The sequence below is a fragment of the Mycobacterium colombiense CECT 3035 genome (assembly GCF_002105755.1).
Taxonomy (GTDB): domain Bacteria; phylum Actinomycetota; class Actinomycetes; order Mycobacteriales; family Mycobacteriaceae; genus Mycobacterium; species Mycobacterium colombiense.
This window is the reverse complement of record NZ_CP020821.1, coordinates 2,094,666-2,111,960: the sequence shown is the minus strand read 5'-3', so window position 1 is coordinate 2,111,960 and position 17,295 is coordinate 2,094,666. Positions and strand designations below refer to the sequence as shown.

General features: G+C 67.0%; 13 protein-coding genes and 1 pseudogene. 6 read left to right on the top strand and 8 right to left on the bottom strand.

The genetic code is table 11. The features are described from left to right. Positions 1-56 precede the first annotated feature (56 nt). The 5 genes and pseudogenes from B9D87_RS09650 to B9D87_RS09630 form a co-directional block, all read right to left on the bottom strand. Positions 57-695 (bottom strand): annotated as a pseudogene (locus B9D87_RS09650) (GAP family protein); the annotation flags it as partial. 135 nt (positions 696-830) lie between these two features. Next, positions 831-2,060, bottom strand: coding sequence for an Rv1490 family membrane protein (locus B9D87_RS09645; RefSeq protein WP_007770217.1), 1,230 nt, complete (start codon positions 2,058-2,060; stop codon positions 831-833). Positions 2,061-2,077: 17 nt separating this feature from the next. Beyond that, positions 2,078-3,421 (bottom strand): hypothetical protein, encoded by a 1,344-nt coding sequence (locus B9D87_RS09640; protein WP_007770219.1) that lies wholly within the window; start codon positions 3,419-3,421, stop codon positions 2,078-2,080. Next, the gene (locus B9D87_RS09635; RefSeq protein ID WP_040629722.1) at positions 3,421-5,067 is read right to left on the bottom strand and encodes an ABC transporter permease; all 1,647 of its coding nucleotides are present in this window, start codon (positions 5,065-5,067) and stop codon (positions 3,421-3,423) included. Before B9D87_RS09635 ends, B9D87_RS09640 begins: the two co-directional genes overlap by 1 nt. Positions 5,068-5,097: 30 nt before the next feature. Continuing rightward, positions 5,098-6,489, bottom strand: coding sequence for a condensation domain-containing protein (locus tag B9D87_RS09630; RefSeq protein WP_007770221.1), 1,392 nt, complete (start codon positions 6,487-6,489; stop codon positions 5,098-5,100). Positions 6,490-7,435: 946 nt separating this feature from the next. Here B9D87_RS09630 and B9D87_RS09625 point away from each other — a divergent pair. Beyond that, positions 7,436-9,094: an NAD-dependent malic enzyme gene (locus B9D87_RS09625; RefSeq protein WP_040630120.1), complete on the top strand. Its 1,659-nt coding sequence runs from the start codon at positions 7,436-7,438 to the stop codon at positions 9,092-9,094. Positions 9,095-9,236: 142 nt separating this feature from the next. Here B9D87_RS09625 and B9D87_RS27010 read toward each other — a convergent pair whose 3' ends face one another. Continuing rightward, the gene (locus B9D87_RS27010; RefSeq protein WP_167540304.1) at positions 9,237-9,497 is read right to left on the bottom strand and encodes a hypothetical protein; all 261 of its coding nucleotides are present in this window, start codon (positions 9,495-9,497) and stop codon (positions 9,237-9,239) included. Between B9D87_RS27010 and B9D87_RS09620 the strand changes: the two genes are divergently transcribed. The 4 genes from B9D87_RS09620 (at position 9,454) to B9D87_RS09605 (ending at position 13,700) form a co-directional block, all read left to right on the top strand. Then, complete coding sequence (locus B9D87_RS09620) at positions 9,454-10,791, top strand: PPE family protein, SVP subgroup (protein ID WP_007770223.1); 1,338 nt, start codon at positions 9,454-9,456, stop codon at positions 10,789-10,791. The genes B9D87_RS27010 and B9D87_RS09620 overlap by 44 nt on opposite strands. A gap of 170 nt (positions 10,792-10,961) precedes the next feature. Then, the gene (locus tag B9D87_RS09615) at positions 10,962-11,645 is read left to right on the top strand and encodes a maleylpyruvate isomerase family mycothiol-dependent enzyme (RefSeq protein ID WP_040629724.1); all 684 of its coding nucleotides are present in this window, start codon (positions 10,962-10,964) and stop codon (positions 11,643-11,645) included. 91 nt (positions 11,646-11,736) lie between these two features. Continuing rightward, positions 11,737-12,354, top strand: a complete 618-nt coding sequence (locus B9D87_RS09610) for a TetR/AcrR family transcriptional regulator (RefSeq protein ID WP_007770227.1) — start codon at positions 11,737-11,739, stop codon at positions 12,352-12,354. A gap of 284 nt (positions 12,355-12,638) precedes the next feature. After that, on the top strand, positions 12,639-13,700 hold the full coding sequence (locus tag B9D87_RS09605) for a 3-deoxy-7-phosphoheptulonate synthase (RefSeq protein WP_007770229.1): 1,062 nt from the start codon (positions 12,639-12,641) through the stop codon (positions 13,698-13,700). A gap of 12 nt (positions 13,701-13,712) precedes the next feature. Here B9D87_RS09605 and B9D87_RS09600 read toward each other — a convergent pair whose 3' ends face one another. Continuing rightward, entirely contained in the window at positions 13,713-14,732 is a 1,020-nt protein-coding gene (locus tag B9D87_RS09600; RefSeq protein WP_040629726.1) for a zinc-dependent alcohol dehydrogenase, read from the bottom strand. A 230-nt stretch (positions 14,733-14,962) separates the two neighbouring features. Here B9D87_RS09600 and B9D87_RS09595 point away from each other — a divergent pair, with 230 nt between their 5' ends. Continuing rightward, positions 14,963-15,508, top strand: coding sequence for a TetR/AcrR family transcriptional regulator (locus B9D87_RS09595; RefSeq protein ID WP_415623562.1), 546 nt, complete (start codon positions 14,963-14,965; stop codon positions 15,506-15,508). A 37-nt stretch (positions 15,509-15,545) separates the two neighbouring features. Here B9D87_RS09595 and B9D87_RS09590 read toward each other — a convergent pair whose 3' ends face one another. Next, positions 15,546-17,192 (bottom strand): (2,3-dihydroxybenzoyl)adenylate synthase, encoded by a 1,647-nt coding sequence (locus B9D87_RS09590; RefSeq protein ID WP_007770236.1) that lies wholly within the window; start codon positions 17,190-17,192, stop codon positions 15,546-15,548. Between the last annotated feature and the right edge of the window lie 103 nt (positions 17,193-17,295).

The window sequence follows — 17,295 nt, the reverse complement described above, 5'->3', positions numbered from 1 at the left end:
GTGCGGCACAACACGTCCGGCGGTGCTGGGCAGTCCGTCCGGTCACAGGTTTGCGCCCCGATCGCAAGCAGGACGCAGCCGACCGCGGCCAGCAGCGCGGCGACCTCGATGCGACGCCGTGATCGGATCCAGCCATGCAGCGCGACCATCGACGCGTGCGTCGCCTGCGGGGCCAGCAGGTAGGAAAGGAGCGGAATCTCCACGAGAGCGAAGGCGACACAATTGAATACCAGAAGCGCCCCGACCTGTGTCGTCGCCGTGGCACCGGAGGCCAAGATCACGGCCAGCGCGGCCAGATAGTCCACCGACGGCAGCGCGATGCCGAGGCCCGCGACGCCTGCGATCCATAGCGAACGCCCGTTCAGCAGTTGTTGGACCCGCGTCGCGAGCATTCCCGGCTGCGGGCCCGAACGGTGCGTGCGGTCCATCGCGACGAGTGTGGCGGCGAGCAGTAGCGCGAACACGCCGATCAGTATTTGCACCCGGGGCAATGTGAAATAGGTAGACCCCAGCAGCGTGCGTCGAAAGACGAACACCACAAGCAGCCCCACCGTCATTCCCATCGCGAAACCGCCGCCCAAGAATGACAGCAGCTGCAGCATCGGCCTGGGCCTGTTCAGCATCAGGACCGTCATGCCGATCCGGAATGGCTCGAGGCTCACAACGAAAGCCATCGCGATCAGGGTGATCAACATGGCGGCTGGTGGATTGCAGGCGAACCCGCTAGCACAGGCCAGCCGGATAGTCGGATGCTTGGAATGGGCCGTGCCACTTCTGGATTGGAACACAACGCGTGCATGGCCGTAAACCCCTTCGGAGAAGGGGGTCGGTCAAACCATCAGCGGGCCGCCGAAACCGGGGACGGCGCCGACCGGGATCAGTGCGAATGCGATGGCGAGGAAAACGAACAGCCGCAGGGTTTTTGGTGTGGGCGCTTGGTCCATCTCCGGTCGACGTGCGGCGAAGAGAATGAACACGACCGCGACGTCGAACGCGATGATTGTCAGCCAGCGGGTCCAGTCGTAGCCGGTGAGGAAGACCGGGATAACCAGCAACAGCCCGGCGGCAACCCAGGCCACCCGGCCCCGCAACGACTCGGCGAACGCACGCAGGGGCACGCCGGAAAGCTCGCGGAGCCCCCACAACGTCGCGGCGACCGCGGCGGCGCCGAAGAGCAACGAGACGGTGAGGCCGAGTGCTCCGATATGACCGACGGTGCGAATGGCATCCGAGATGCCGTTGTCGTAGTTCGGCGTCACATTGCGGCACACCCAGTCGTGGTAGTCCGTCTGACTGGACCGCCCGTCGAGCACGAAGCGCAGCAGCGTCTCCGGCGACGTGACCGTCGCGAAGGGGTTTGGCATCCGGTGATGCGGCACGGCAGCACACAGTCGTGACGCGACGTCGTGGCGACCGAACGCCGCAACGACGGCCGTGGTGATCACACCCGGGGTCACGGCCAGGAGCGCGCCCAGGCGCTGACCTGATTCCAGCGCACCGCCGAGGACGACGATCGCCAGCACCGTCCCCAGGGCGAACTGCAGCCCTATCGCCTCGTGCATCAGCGTCAGCACCGCGATCACGGCGCCGTAAGCCGCGCACCAACCCATCGCCACGGGGCGAGAACGCGTGAGCATCAACGCCGAGCTGAACAGCGCCAGGGCCGCCGCACCGAACAGGTCGGGGCGGGCCGAGAACGCCGCGAACGGAACACCGAACGGCAGCAACGGAATCAGCATGGCAACCATCAGCCGGCGCTCAGATCGATAGTGGTGCGACAGCACCACGCCCGCGACGGCGGCCAGCGCGCACAGGTAGACCGCGGTCGACACCCAGCGCAGGCCGAGCGTGGCCCCGAAGTAGTGGTTCGGGACCAGCCGAACCAGTTCACCGGCGAGCCCGCGTCGGACGAAACCGTGCGTGTAGTCGGCGGCGTAATACGACATCCAGTACACGTCGAGCGGAACGACCTTGACCGCGCACCACAACACGAGTGCGGTCCACGCCGCGATGGCGGCGCCGATACCCACCAGTCGGTTCAGGGCACGGGGATCCACCATAACGCCTACGTTCACCGTCAGATCCGGCCCTCATGCACGGTGGTGGCGGACAGCTGCAGGTCGGCGAGCGCGGCGCACGCCAGCTCGCGGGTGGCCGTCGCGCCGCCGGCGCCGCTCTGATACGCAACGATGGTGAGAAACCGGCTGCCGTTGACGGTGCCTGTGCCGCAGAACAATTGGCCCCGTGCCTGCTCGATGCGGGCCGGGGTGATGCCCTGGTCCGCGAGGCGCATGGAGACCTCGGCGGCGTCCGCGCCGTCGATGCGCCCAACGGCGCTGTCGAGGCTCCCGAGATTGGAACACCCCACCGGCAGCTGGCCGGACGACATGGCGATGCCTTCGGCGCGCCGCACCAACCAGCGTGGCGTGAACGGGATCAGCGGCAGTCCGGCGAGCATTTCGTTGGGCTGGCGCTCCAGGGCGGTCAGCGATCTCTTGACGTCGGCGCGGACGCCGCTCAAGTCTCTGGCCACCGCGGCGCCGTCGACGGTCAGCGTGATCGAGGTCAGCGCATTGGCGCGGTCGTCGCCGGGGGTGCGGTCGCTGACCGGAAGCACCACGGTCACGGAGTTCCCGTCGGGCAGCACCCTGCCCATCCGGTAAGCCAGGCGAGCGGCGAAAGCGACGAAAAGTGCGTTGCCGCTTCCGTTCAGCGTGCGCGCTCGCGCCTCCCACACCGCGGCGTCGGTCTGGATCGTCACCGACGGCGAGGTATTCGGGTCGTCGTCAACCGGGACAGGGCCGCCGGTCCGCGGCGCCCGAGGCTGCCCCCGCTGATCGGAGGAGACCCTGAGCAAAAGCAGCAGCGTCGCGATGAGCGCTCGGATCGCCGCCGGCAGGGCGCGAACGGCGTCGACGAGATCCTCCAGCACGGCGCGCCCCCGCCCACGCGAATTCGGCTGCGAATAGCCAAGATTGCGTCGTTCACCCTTGACCGCTTCGGCGACGGCCAATACCAGCCCGAGGCCGTCGACCACGCAGTGCGATGCCACCAGGGTGACCGCCGCGCCGCCGTCGTCCAACGGCAGGACACCGAGATGAAACGCCGGGCCGCGCTCGGGATCGACGCCCACCTGTGCGCGACGCTCGAGCCATGCGCCGATCTCGCCCCGCGGTCGCCGCGCTTCCCACGCGATGTCGGGCGAGCGGCTGTCGAGCACCCAGCGATGACGCCCGAACGGCAGCGGCGAGCGCTCGATTCGGCGTCCGAGCAGGCCGGCCCCGAGATTGTCGTTGAAGGTCCGCAGTTCGTCGATGTTCACGTCGCGGTCGTAGATCCACGTGGATTGCACGGTGCTGCCCTGACCGGTGGCGCGCAACCGCAGGAAGGCGGCCTGGTCCAGCAGGGCCAGCCGCGCCACTAGCACCCCGCCTCGGCGGCGGCGCGATACCCGCGCACCGCCACCGGCGCGAACACCGCGACGAGAACGCCGCCCCATAAAGCCGCCTGCCACAGCGGCGAGAGCACCGGACCGCCCTCCGCGAGCGCGCGCATCGCCTCGATCGTCGGAGAGATGGGCGAGAACCGCACCACCGGTTGTAGCCAGCCCGGAAACACCTCGGCGGGCGCCACACCGGTGTTCAGGAAGAGCAGCACCACGCACCCCGCACCCAGCCAGGTCACCATCGCCTTGCCGTCCGCGCGGGCAGCGACGGCGATGACCAATGTCGCCATGCCGGCCGAAATCGCCACGGGCATCAGGATGAAACCCAGCATCGCGATCCATCCGTAGTTGAAGCGCAGACCCAATGCGATTCCGAAGGCGGTCAGAACGAGGGCGGACATGATAGTCCGCGCGGCCTCGGCGACCAGTCGCCCGGCCACGGTGCTGGCCCGATGAACCGGCTGCACCCACAGCCTGGTCAGCACGCCGGCCTCGCGCTCCGACGGCAAAGCCAAACCCGCGCCGAGGGTTCCGAACACCGCGCCGACCACCGCGCACATCGGGACCAGCCCGTACAGGCTGTCGTGTCCGGTGGTGGCCAGGACGGATTTGCCGACCAGCAGTTTGTAGATGATGAGGAGAAAGGTCGGAAACAGCAGCGCTTGCACTGCGACAATCGGGTCGCGGCGCCAGCGGCGCAGCAGCCGTCCCGCCTCAGAAGCGCTATGGCTGACGAAGGCGGTCAGCGATGTAGCACACGGGATCTCTTGCCGTGTAACGGCGCTGACGGTCGGCCGGGTGCGATCCGTGGGCGCATCGCGACCCGGCAACTCGTCGTGACGCGCCCTGCGAACGATCAGCGGTGAGCCGGAGCGTCCTGCGCTGACGCGCCGCTGCATCCGCACCGCGAGAACGCCGAAGAGTCCGAGCAGGCCAAGACACCACGCCGATGTCACCGCCAGATCCCGGCCGGTGACATGACCGGTGGCAAGACCGCGGAGCGTCTCGGTGACCTGAGACACCGGTTGGTTGCGAATGAACGGACCGAGCCATGTCGGGAACGATTCCGCCGGAGCGATGCCGGTGGACAACAAGACCAGGACCAGTTGGGGGAGAAGCAGCAATTGGCTCGATGACTCGACGGAGCCGGCCCGGGAACCCAAGGCGTCCGCGCCGAGGCAGACCGCCATCGCGAATGCCACCACGATGATCACGAACAGCACCGTGTCGCCCGGGCCGCCTTCCATCCGGAAGTCGAACAACCATCCGACCGCGATGGCCGCGACCAACGCGACGATCGCGCGTGTCAGGCAATAGAGCATCCGCGCGCCCAGCGGCACCGCCGCGGAAACCGGCAGGGTGCGAAGTCGGGAACCGAAGCCGGACAACCGGTCTCGTGCGGCCCGGTCGGCCGTGGTCATGGCCCCGAACAGCATCGCCTGCACGATGACCACCGGAACGACGTACTGCGGATAGCTCATCGGTCCGGTGTGGATGAGGCCGCCGAGCACCAGGGTGAAGCCCAGGAAACAGCCCACCGGTGCCAGCGCCGCAAAGAGTAGGTCGGCGTCGCGCCGAGAGGCTGACACCGTCCGCAAAGTCAGTGCCACCAGGGCACTCATACCGAGACCCAGGGCGGGATGGGAACTACATCACGCATCGATGCGCAGACCGGCGTCGGACACCCGGGTGAACTCGGCACGCATCGTCTCGACGTAGCGCAGGACGGAGCTGCGGGCGACGTCGGTGCCCGGGTAGGCGACCACCAGCTGTGTTTTGTCGTGCATGCGATTGACCCACATGCACACCGTCTCCGATAGCCGGTTATCGCCCCACACGCCGGCGCGCAAGCCGTCGAAGTAGTCACCGAACGGCAACTTCCGGATGTCGATGTAGGACAGCATGGGGACCGGACGGTCCGGGACCTCGATGGGGCTCGACGACGGATCGGTGGATTCGAGCAGGTGGTAGTAGGGCACGGCGCCCAAGGCGGTGTTGCCGTCGAAAGACGCCTGCGCGGCGCTGACCACCTCGTCGAAGGACGCGCCGGCGGTCGGAATCGCCAACGGGACGAAACTGGCCAGCCAGCCCACCGCGGTGGCGTACGTGGGCTCCCGCCGATTGTCGAACGGTGTGAGGCCGAAATACGTTGCGGCGCCCGTCAATCGGTGCTCGGTCAGCGCGGCGCAGGCGAACACGCCACCGCTGAAACGCGCGCCCGCCGCACGGCACACCGCTTCGAACCGGCGGCCCTGGTCGTCATCGATCAGGTCGAATACGTCGATGGCGCCAGGCGTGTCGGCGTTCGACTCACCCAGTTCCAGCGGAAATTTCGGTAGCGCCCCACCGTTCGCCGCGAGAAAGGCCCGCCACGACTGGATCTCGGGCGAGTCCTCGCTCAGTCCTCGGGTGTAGGCGTGCTGGTTCGCGCTGTATTCGCGATGGCTGGGGGCGGGCGGCAGCGGGTTTTCCGTCCGCTGCAGCGCGGCGAAGTACATCGTCTGGATGTCGAGAAAGATCACGCCCGCCGACATGCCATCGGCACGCAGGTGGTCGACGGCGATGAAGATGGTGAACCGGTCCTGGGCCTGAATGATGCCGAAGGTAAAGCAGTCCCATTGCAGCGGGTCGGGCGTATCGAGAAGCAGTTTGCGGATCTGGTTCGGCGCCATCCTGCCGAGATCGGTCGGTGCCAGGGTGATGGCCTCCGGGTCGGGGATGACATAGCGAAGGACCTCGTCGTCATCCCCGAAGGCAAAACGGTCGTGGTAAGTATCGTGCCGCCGCAGGTGACTGTTCACGGCTTGGGTCATCGCATCGATATCGCAGATGCCGCTGATCTCCCACGCCCCGATGCACAACCGGGGGATGTCACGGCCCCGGCTGACCTGGCGTCGGTAATAGCGGAGATGCTGCGCCTGCTGATAACTCACCGGGGCGGGGTGGTGCTGCGCTTCGGCGGCGCGCCGATACGTGGCGGCCGTGGGATACCAGGAGACGACTGTGCCCTCGGCTGTCCAGTCCTCAACCGTGCCCAAGAACATGCGCTACCTTTCTCCGTCAGCTGGCGACACCGGTTCGGATGACCTTAACGGCAACGCGCGTGAATCGCTGAGTAAGTCGGTTGCCGAAGCGATCGAGTTCCGCGGGCCCAGCAAGTGGTCTACGGCGTGCGGCGAGGATCCAGACACGCCGGAGATTGAGCTCGTTGGAGTTTCAGTCGGCGGTCGCCACGCTGTCGAGCAGGGCAAATAAATGACTTGCCGGCGATCCCGCGGCGCAATCATGAAATTCCCCTTTCGGGCCGGAGTTACCATCAACAAGTTCTGTCAACCGAATGTGTGCTCGCGTGAGGTAGTCGACAATCCATGGTCATTTAATGCGCGCTTCATTAACACGGAACGACCAGTCAAACAACCATTTATCTCGACGTGACGACCCAACCTGTCGATTCCCACCCGTAGAGCGAGCGCCATCTTGGGGAGACCTCGCCTGACGCTGCCAGGCCTGCCAAAACGGCGCCTCAGTTACCATATCGTGATGTATGTCGGTATTGGAATAGTGTCAACGAAAGATTCCTCGCACCGGTGATCCGGGCAAACGACCAATCGATTACCAAAAGGGCAGCGAGACTGGGCCCTACGGCCCTGCTAATGCCAACCTGAGTGCGCCGGTCCGGCGATGACCCCGGCCCCGGCAGCAAACTGCTATCCGTTCGGCCCGACGTGGTGAACCTTGTCACGTGCGCGCTACGCGGTAACCGCGAGCTCGAATTCCCAGCACCGTGGAAATCTTTGCGCGTCAGATGGATCAGCGGCGAAGGCCGGTGTTCGGCACGCCGTTGCCTTCACGGTGAGCTCAGACCGCCGCGACGACGTCGGGGGCACACCGTCCCGACGCGCAGACAGGGCGTCCTGCGATGACCGATGATGGTCGGGACAACCCGTCGTTTCTCGTCACCGTGAATCTTCGAAAGAACGGATGCCGACGATGCCCGATGAGCTCCGCGGTACGGCCAGGCTGTTCGATGCGTTGACCACCAAAGGCACGGCCTTCACCGAATCCGAGCGCCGGCGGCTGGGGCTCTTGGGTCTGCTGCCCACGACCGTGAAGACCCTGGAGCAGCAAGCCGAGCACTGCTGGCACGAATTCTCCACTCGGCGCGATGATCTCGACAAACACATCTACCTGCGGGCATTGCAGGACCGCAACGAAACGCTGTTCTACCGGGTGTTGCATGATCACATCCCCGAGGCGCTGCCGATCGTCTACACCCCCACAGTGGGCGAGGCTTGCCAGCGTTTCAGCGAGATCTACCGGCGGCCCCGAGGGCTGTTCGTTTCCTACGCGGAGGGCGACTGTCTGGACGAGGTGCTGGACAACCGGCCACAGCGCGACGTCGACGTGATCGTGGTGACCGATGGGCAGCGCATCCTCGGCCTGGGCGATCAGGGCATCGGCGGGATGGGCATCCCGATCGGAAAGCTTTCCCTGTACACCCTGATCGGGGGGATCGATCCCGCGCGCACCCTGCCGATCGTGCTCGACGTGGGCACCGACAACAGCGAACTTCTCGACGATCCCCAATACCTGGGCTGGCGGCACCGGCGCATCGACGACGACGATTACTACGCGTTCATCGACAAGTTCGTCACCGCGGTGCGCAAGCAGCTGCCCAATGTGCTGCTGCAGTGGGAGGACTTCGCCACGACGCACGCGCTGCCCATCCTGGCCCGCTACCGCGACCAGCTCCTCACCTTCAACGACGACATCCAGGGGACGGCCGCCGTCACCGTCGGAGCGCTGCACGGCGCCGCCAAAGTCGCCGGCCGCCCGCTGTCGCAGCAACAGGTCATCATGCTCGGCGCCGGCTCGGCCGGCATCGGAGTGCTCGACATGATCCGACGGCAGATGATGACCGAAGGTTTGTCCGAAAAGGATGCTTCCCAGCGTATTTGGGTTGTCGACGTGGTCGGGCTACTCACCGATGACCGCACCGACCTGTCCGACGCGCAGCGCGGATTCGCCCAGCCGGCCGACCGCGTCGCGGATTGGGGTCTTTCGGGACCCGCCCAGCTCGCCGACGTCGTGCACCGTGTCGACGCGGGTGTGCTGCTCGGCCTGTCGACCGCGGCGGGCGCCTTCACCGAGGGCATCGTGCGCGAGCTCGCCGGCAAGACCGAGCGGCCGATCATCTTCCCGCTCTCCAACCCGACGAGCCGCGCCGAGGCGCACCCGGCGGAGTTGGATCAGTGGACCGACGGGCGGGCCCTGATCGCCACCGGCTCACCGTTCGCGCCGCTTCACCGGAACGGCGTGGAACGCCCGGTGGCCCAATGCAATAACGTTTATATCTTCCCCGCGATGGGGCTGGCGGTGACCGCGGCTCAGGCGACGCGTGTCACCGACGAGATGATGCGGGTCGCCGCCGAAACCCTGGGCGAGGCCTCGCCGGCCCTCTCCGACCCCGACCAGCCGCTGCTGCCCGCATGGTCGGACGTGCCCGATGTCGCGGTGCGGATCGCGCAGGCCGTCGCCGCGCAGGCCGTCGCGGACGGCGTCGCCCCGAGGCGCAGCGACGCCGAACTCACCGAGCGCATCGCGCAGGTGCGGTGGGTCCCCGAATACCCCCCATCCGCGACGCCGTGAACGACCGCGCCTCGTGCGAACGTGACGCCCGCAATCGAGTCGATCCGCCACCCCTTGCCACGTGAGTCTCATCCGGCGATCACTTCGACTGTCGAAGCGACGTACCGCCGGTCGCGGGTACCGGACTGCGGTGTGAGGATGTTCACTTTCCGCCTATGCACCAGTCCTGGCCGTGGGCAATGACTTTGGCCGCCGCATGGAAAGGCCAGCGCAGCAGCGCAATCGGCACATCGTGTGGGGGAGCGTCGCTGCCCGCGCCGATGTTGTGCTGAAGGATTGAGAATTGAAAGCGCGTGGTACCAAAGGGAACGTGAGCGGGGGTCAGATGACCGATGCCCCCACGATCCCAGAGGAACTCGATGCACTTCGCGGTATTGCCGCCGGAGGTCAATTCCGGCCGCATGTATGCAGGCCCCGGCGCGGGGTCGCTGTTGTCCGCAGCGGCGGCGTGGGATGAGCTCGCCAGCGAGCTGCACACCGCGGCGGCCAACATCGAGTCGGTGATCTCGGGACTTACCGCCGAGCCGTGGCAGGGGCCGTCCGCGGCGGCCACCGCGGCCGCGGCCGCACCGCAGGTGGCCTGGCTGAACGCCACCGCTGAGCAGGCCACGCAGGCCGGCGCTCAGGCCAAAGCCGCTGCGACGGCCTATGAGTCGGCGTACGCGGCGACGGTGCACCCGTCGGTGATCGCGGCCAACCGTTCCCAGCTGTCGTCCCTGGTCGCGACCAATCTGCTGGGCCAGAACACCCCGGCGATCGCGGCCACAGAGGTCGCCTACGGCGAAATGTGGGCCCAGGACGTCGCCGCGATGTACGGCTACGCCGGTGCCTCGCAGGCGGCCTCGCAGGTGACACCGTTCACCCCGCCTCAGCAGACGACCAACCAGGGCGGGCTGGCCGCGCAGACGGCCGCGACGACACAGGCCGCCGGCACCTCGGCCGGGCGCGTGCAGTCGGCGCTGTCGGGCAATGCGATGTCCGCGGTGCCGAACGCGCTGCAGAGCCTCACGACGTCCTCGACGGCCTCTTCGGGGCTGAGCGACTTGTCGAGTTTCATGAACCCGTACAACCTGGTGTCGCTCGGCTCCGCATTCCTTGGCAATGGCACCGGGCTGATCGGGGTATCCGGGGCGGCGGGCTTCATTTCCGACACCGAACACAAAATCGTGGAGCCGGGCACGAAGTTGAAGGCCGCGCCGGAAAAGCCGGAAGCCCCGGCTGTTTCGCGCTCGCCCGGAAAAGCGACGACGGTATCCGCGGGCATGGGACGGGCGAACTCGTTGGGCGGCATGTCGGTGCCGCAGGGTTGGTCCACGGCGGCGCCGGAGGTGCGCCTCACCGCGCTCGAGTCGCCCGCCGCCGGCGCCGTTCCGGCGGGTCGTGCGGGTTCCGGGCTGTTCAGCGGCCAGATGCCGCTGTTCGGTGGTGCGCCACTGATGGCGATGTCCGGCCGCGGCACACCCGATTCCCGGGGTCGCCAACCGGCCGGCGTGGGCGACACGACCGGCCGCCCGGTCCCCGTGGGAGCGACCGCACCAGAGAGCGGGCAACCGCAGCGGCACGCCTCGACCGGAACCGCCGCCGAGCTACGCGAAATCACCGACGTGCTAGGAAAGCTCGCCGAACTGCGAGCCACCGGCGCGCTGACCGACACCGAGTTCGCCGAACAAAAGCAACGCCTCCTCGGTACCGGTTGACCCGGACGCGGCCAAATCCCGTCGCCACCGGTCATTGGCTCGGCCTTGACTTCATACATACAGTGTGTATGTTCATACATACAGTATGTATCTGGAAGAGGGGTCTCATGAGTGCCACGCTCGACGCCATAGCGGAAGAACGCCGAATCGTGTTGGAACTTTGCTCGCGAATGCCGGATCAGTTGTGGGCGAAGGAAAGTGGCTGCCCCGGCTGGTCGGTGCAGGACCTGGTGTCGCACATGGCATGCAGCTTCTGGTTAGCGGTCGACCCGTCGACGCTGCCCAGCCCCGGCGGAATGCCCGCCGAACGCGCGGCGGATCTCTATGTCGACTCGCGGCGCTCGATGACCCCCAAAGAGGTTGTGGCGGACTATGAATCGGTCAGCGCGCGAGGGCTGGAGGTGCTCGCGGCGATCGAGGGCCAGGACGTCGACATACCGATAGGAGACGTCGGTACCTACCCGGCCTCGGTGGTGCCGACAACGTTCGTCTTCGAGGCGTTCATTCACACTCGATACGATCTGTTTCCTCCAAATGGGCCATTGGAGGGAGCCCCGCCACCGGTCGACGAACTGCGACTCGCACCCACGCTCGACTGGATCGAAGCGGCACTGCCCCAGCAGAATGTCGACCTGCTCAACGACTTACCCGCGGGCGTCGAGATCTGCCTCGACGGGCTGTGCGCCCGGACCCTGCGTCTTGGCGGCCAGCCCGACACCGCGGCACGCATCACGTCCGATTCCCAGGCCTTCGTGCGGTGGGTCACCCAGCGCGGCGCCTGGGAGGGCTTGGGCGTGCGGGCCGAGGGAGACCCGTCAGCGCTGGACATCGTGCGCCGGCTCAGGGTGTTCTGAGAAGACGCACACCGCCGCGCCGGTACCGTAATCCACCACCTGCATGCGGTATGTATGACAATGCGCGGGGCGGTGTGAAAGGTAAGGGTCGATGGCGAAGGGCGGTCGCCGCACGCAAGCGGAACGCGCGGCGGAGACGCGGGATGCGCTGATCGGTGCCGCCCGGCCGTTGTTCGCGTCGGTGGGATTCGCCGACGCGTCCCTGGAAACCATCGTCCGCGACGCGGGGGTAACGCGCGGAGCCCTGTACCACCACTTCGCCGACAAGACGGAGCTGTTCGCGGCGGTCTTCGAGCAGGTGGAGGGGGAGATGGCAGCCCGGATGGGGGAGGCCGTCGCCGCCGCGGGGCACTCGGATCCGGTCGAGATCATGCGATTGTGTTCGGGGCTGTGGCTGGACGCATGCGCCGAACCCGAGATCCAGCGCATCGTGTTGCTCGAGGCCCTGGCGGTGCTGGGATGGGAACGCTGGAGCGACATCGGGCACCGCTACAACATCGGATTCGTCACCGGGCTGCTCGCCGACGCCATCGAGTCCGGCAGCATCCCCCGCCAGCCCGTCGAGGCGACAGCGCTGACGATCATGGGCGCACTGCGCGAGGCGACGCTCTACATCGCCCGCGCCGACGATCAACGCCAGGCGCGTGCGGACGCCGGCGCGGTGATGGACAGACTGCTCGAAGCGTTGCGCGCCAACGGAGTTGGCTAGTCCGTCGCCACGTGCGCGGCGATGACTGAGGGCCGAAAACGGGCAGCTGTCAGGCGTGCCAGCGCCGCGTGGTATCTTTGCGGGCGTGAATATCGGCGTGCGCGCGTATTGGCGCTTTATCGTGGCTCCGGGTGGAGCCAGCGATGCAGCGTCTGGTTGACGCAACCGCACGACTGATACCCGGAGCCCGGCAGTGACCGCAAGGTCGCTGCTTTTCGTTTTTCAGGGCATCGGGAACCAGCGGGCGTGCCCTGGGAGCCAGCAGAGAAAGGCACACACCCTCCATGTCCATCACCAATTGTGAGACGGCGACCATCGATACGTCCGATCATCGGATCGTTTCGTTCCGGGAGCTCTCGGCGCCGGCCGTGATCCGCACCGAGCTGCCGCTGACGGCCCGGCGTGCCCAGGCCGTGCAGCGCGATCGCGAGGAGATCTCGGCGATCCTGGCCGGTGGTGACGACCGGCTGTTACTGGTGGTCGGTCCGTGCTCGGTGCATGATCCCGTCGCCGCGCTCGACTACGCGCGCCGGCTTGCGCCGCTCGCGGCCGAGTACGCCGATCGGCTGAAGATCGTGATGCGGGTCTACTTCGAGAAGCCGCGTACCACCATCGGCTGGAAGGGCTTGATCAACGATCCCAACATGGACGGCAGCTTCGACGTCGAACGTGGCATCCGGATCGCGCGCGGTTTGCTGCTTGACATCATCGACGTGGGCCTGCCGGTCGGATGCGAATTCCTGGAGCCCACCAGTCCGCAATACATCGCCGACGCCGTCGCCTGGGGCGCCATCGGTGCCCGGACCACCGAGTCGCAGGTGCACCGTCAGTTGGCGTCCGGGCTGTCGATGCCAGTCGGATTCAAGAACGGCACCGACGGCAACATCCAGGTCGCCATCGACGGCGTCAAAGCCGCTGCGGCACCGCACCATTTCTTCGGCACCGACAACGTCGGTCGCGCGGCCGTCGTGCAGACCATGGGCAATCCCGACTGCCATGTGATCCTTCGGGGCGGCACTGCGGGGCCTAACTACGATGCGGCGTCGGTGGCCGGCGCCATTGACCGGCTGGGGAAGGCCGGGCTTTCCGCGCAGGTCATGCTCGACTGCTCGCACGCCAACTCCGCCAAAGACCATGTGCGGCAGGCCGAAGTCACCGCCGAGGTGGCCGCGCGCTTGGGCGCCGGCGAGCGCGGTATCGCCGGTCTGATGCTGGAGAGCTTCCTGGTGGCAGGCGCGCAGTCGCTCGGCGGCGAGCTGACCTATGGCCAATCCGTGACCGATCAGTGCATGGACTTCCCGACCACGGCCGGCCTGCTTACGGACCTGTACGCGGCGATGGGCTGACCGCCGGCGAGGTCAGTCGTCCAGCACGAAGACCGGTTTGCTGCCCGCATCCCTGGAAGTCAGGACCTCCGGGATCTCGCCCCAGTTGTAGGTTCCGCTGGTGATCAGTTCGGGGTGCAGTATCCCGGCGGCGACGGCGTCGAGCGTGGGAGTCATGTTGGGCCGGGCGTGACCCTTGCCGTTGTGGAAGTGCACACCGCGCAGGTAGAGCTGGAGCATTGGCAATGCCAGGTCTTGAAAGTAGATGCCGACGCTGTTGACGTGTCCTTCGGGGACCACGGATAGCAGAGCTTTGCGGAGCCGGTCGGGATCTGCCGAAGCATCCACTGCGAGGTGAAAGTCTTTCTCGCGCTTGCCGTTGATGTCGTGGACCACGGCGCCGAGTTTCTCGGCGATGGCCATCCGCTCGCAGTCGTCGTCGTAGTAGACCGTTCGTGCGCCCGCGCAGTGCACGGCCACGTCCACGCAGTACAGGCCGATCGATCGTGTCCCGCCGAAGACTGCGATTTGTGGGTCGGCGATCCCGGTGATGGTCGGCATCACGGTCTCCCACCCCAGCGCGAGGTTGTCGCCTATGGAGGCCAGGTGGACCGGGTCGATCCCGGTGGGCAGCGGCGCCAGGTTGTAATCGGCGTAGGGGACCCTGATCAGCTCGGAGAACGTGCCGCCCCAGAAACCGTTGACAGGAAGGCCGTACTGAGCGTCACCGTGGTGCAGGCACCGGGCGGGATGGCCGAGTTTGCATTGCGCGCAGGCGCCGCAGGCGATGTGCCAGGCCACGCCGACGATGTCTCCCACGGCGACAGTGGTGCACTCGGGGCCGACTTCGACGACGGTGCCTACACATTCGTGGCCCAGCGGGAATGGGCCGACGTTTGAGAATGGCGTTTTGCCGGCGATCACCTCATGATCGAGGTCACAGGTGGTGGCCGCGAGTGGACGCACCAAGGCATCAGCCGCGTCGACAATTGTGGGCGCATCGACCTCGTCGAAGCGAAGCTGCCGGGATCCGACGAACATCAGACTCTTCACAAAGGCTCCTTGCAATTGGCTGGCGCACGCGGGCGTTTACTGGCGATCACTGGCCGAATGCCTTGGGGGGCAAGGCTTCCCCTGTGATCGGGCCCGCCCTTCTTCTGGCGGCCGGCTGGCGCGCCAGTTATAACACTCGCTATAACGCGACCCACGCTAAGCTATAACGGTCGTCATAGCAAGGAGGGGTGCCAACAGTGGCCGAGAACACATCGGGCTCCCGCGCACGAATGGTTGCCGGGGCCGCCGATATGATCAGCCGCCGCGGGCTGAACGCGACCAGTGTCCGCGAACTGGCCAAGCACACCCGGGCCCCGCTGGGCTCGACCTATCATTACTTCCCGGGCGGCAAATACGATCTGGCAACCGAGGCCGTGCGATGGACCGACGAGATCACCACGGGGATCCTGACCAAAGAGCTGAGCGCGGGGCCGCTGGCCGGACTGCAGGCGTTCCTCGCGATATGGCGAAAAGTGGTGCTCGATAGCGATTTTCATGCCGGCTGTCCGGTGCTGGCGGTCTCGGTGGAAGACCTTCCTGAGGAACAGTCCGCGCCGCGTGAGGCCGCGGCTGCCGCCTTCGGCAATTGGACTGCGCTGCTGGCCACATCGATGCAGCAACACGGCGCCAGCGCGCTCGACGCGCAACGCGTTGCCACGCTTGTCGTTGCGGCCGTCGAAGGCACGGTCGCGATGTGTCGCGCCCAGCGCACCATCGAGCCCCTCGATCAGGCCACGGCCGAACTCGTCCGGATCGTTGGCGAGCTCCTCGACTAGCGCCGGCAGACGTGGTCAGCCCGGGCCGGGCTGATGCTTATCGCGCGGAAACCTGGCCGGCGATCGCCTTTTTATCGATCTTGCCGATCGGGGTGGTGGGCAGTGACGTCATCGCCACCAGGACGTCGGGGCGGGCATGCGCAGCCACGCCACGCTGGTCCAGATAGCCGTTGACCTCCGCGAGCGTCAGTTCGGGACCGTTGAAAACGACCGCCGCACAGATCTTCTCGCCCAGGTAGCGGTCGGGCAGCGCGACCGCGGCGGCCGAGAAGATCGCCGGGTGGCCGTGCAACTGCTCTTCCAGATCCGCCGCCGAAATCGTCTCCCCGCCACGGCAAATCACGTCTTTGACCCGACCGGTGACCACCAGATAGCCGTCGTTGCGCAGCCTTACCACGTCGCCGCTGCGGAAGAAGCCGTCGGGGTCGAAGCTGCGTTCGTTGTCGCGATCGGCACGAAAGTAGCCGTTGAACGTGTACGGCCCGCGAACCAGAAGTTCGCCTTCTTCGCCCTGAGGCACCGGCTTGCCCTCCGCATCGACGACGCGCAGTTCGTCGGCTGGACACAACGGTCGCCCCTGGGTGTGCTCGGTGAGTTCCGCGGGATCATCGAGCCGGGTGTAGTTCAGCAGCCCCTCGGCCATCCCGAACACCTGCTGAAGACCGGGGGTCAAGGCGGCACGCACCAAACGGGCGTCTTCGGGTTCCAGCCTGGCGCCACCAATCTGTAAGAGCCGCAGCGTCTTCGGTGTCACGGGTTCCCAGTCGCACGCTTGGGCCCACAACTTGGCCAGCGCCGGCACCAGGGCGGTCACCGTGACACCGTGGCGCGCGACGGCGGCAAAGGCCGCCTCGGGGCTGGGATCGGTGCCGAAAACGGTGGTGGCGCCGGCGGTCATCGCGCCGAGCAGACCCGGGCAGGCGAGCGGGAAGTTGTGGCCCGCCGACAGCACCGCCAAATACACGTCCTCACCGGTCAGCCCGCACAGTTCGGCGCTGGCCCTCGCGTTGAAGACGTAATCGTCGTGGGTGCGCGGGATGAGCTTCGGCATGCCCGTGGTACCGCCCGAAACCAGCAGCAGCGCAGGCGATCCCGGGTCGGGTGCCGACAGCGGCGCGCCGGTGACCGCCCGATCGCGCAGTTGCGCCCACGAGGTGAACGGTCCCGGGTCGCCGTCGACGATGACGTGCTCGAGCGCGGTGCATCGCTCGACGAGCCCCCGCGCCATCGTCCGGTAGTCGAATCCGCCTGCGGTATCGGCGATCAGCAGCGCGGTGGCCCCGCTCACCGCGGCGAAATGCCCCATCTCGGCGGCCCGGTGACCGGGCAGGCACATCACCGGGATCGCCCCCGCGCGCAACAGCCCGAACAACGCCACCGCGAACTGGCAGCCATTCGGCAACTGCACCAACACCCGGTCGCCCGGCGCGATACCCGCGCCCCGCAGTCCGCTGGCCGCGCGGTTAGCCTGGTCGTCGAGGTCCGCGTAACTGAGGCCAGTGTCGCCCATCGCGTCGACGACGGCAGTTCGGTCGGGCCATTGCTGGGCCGCGTCGGTCAGGATCGCGTCCAGGGGCCGTCCCGCCCAGTAGCCGGCCGCCCGGTAGGCGGCGGCCCGATCAGCGGGGAACGGCACGAACCCGTCGAGAACGTCGGCCGGCGGCTGCGATGTGTTCGGGCTCATGGCTCCTTCAGCGGGGCTTCGAACGGGGCTAGTAGCGGGGACGCAGGGAGTAAGGATAGGGTAACCAAAAAATTAGGGCAGCCTGTGCTAATTCAGGGAGGGT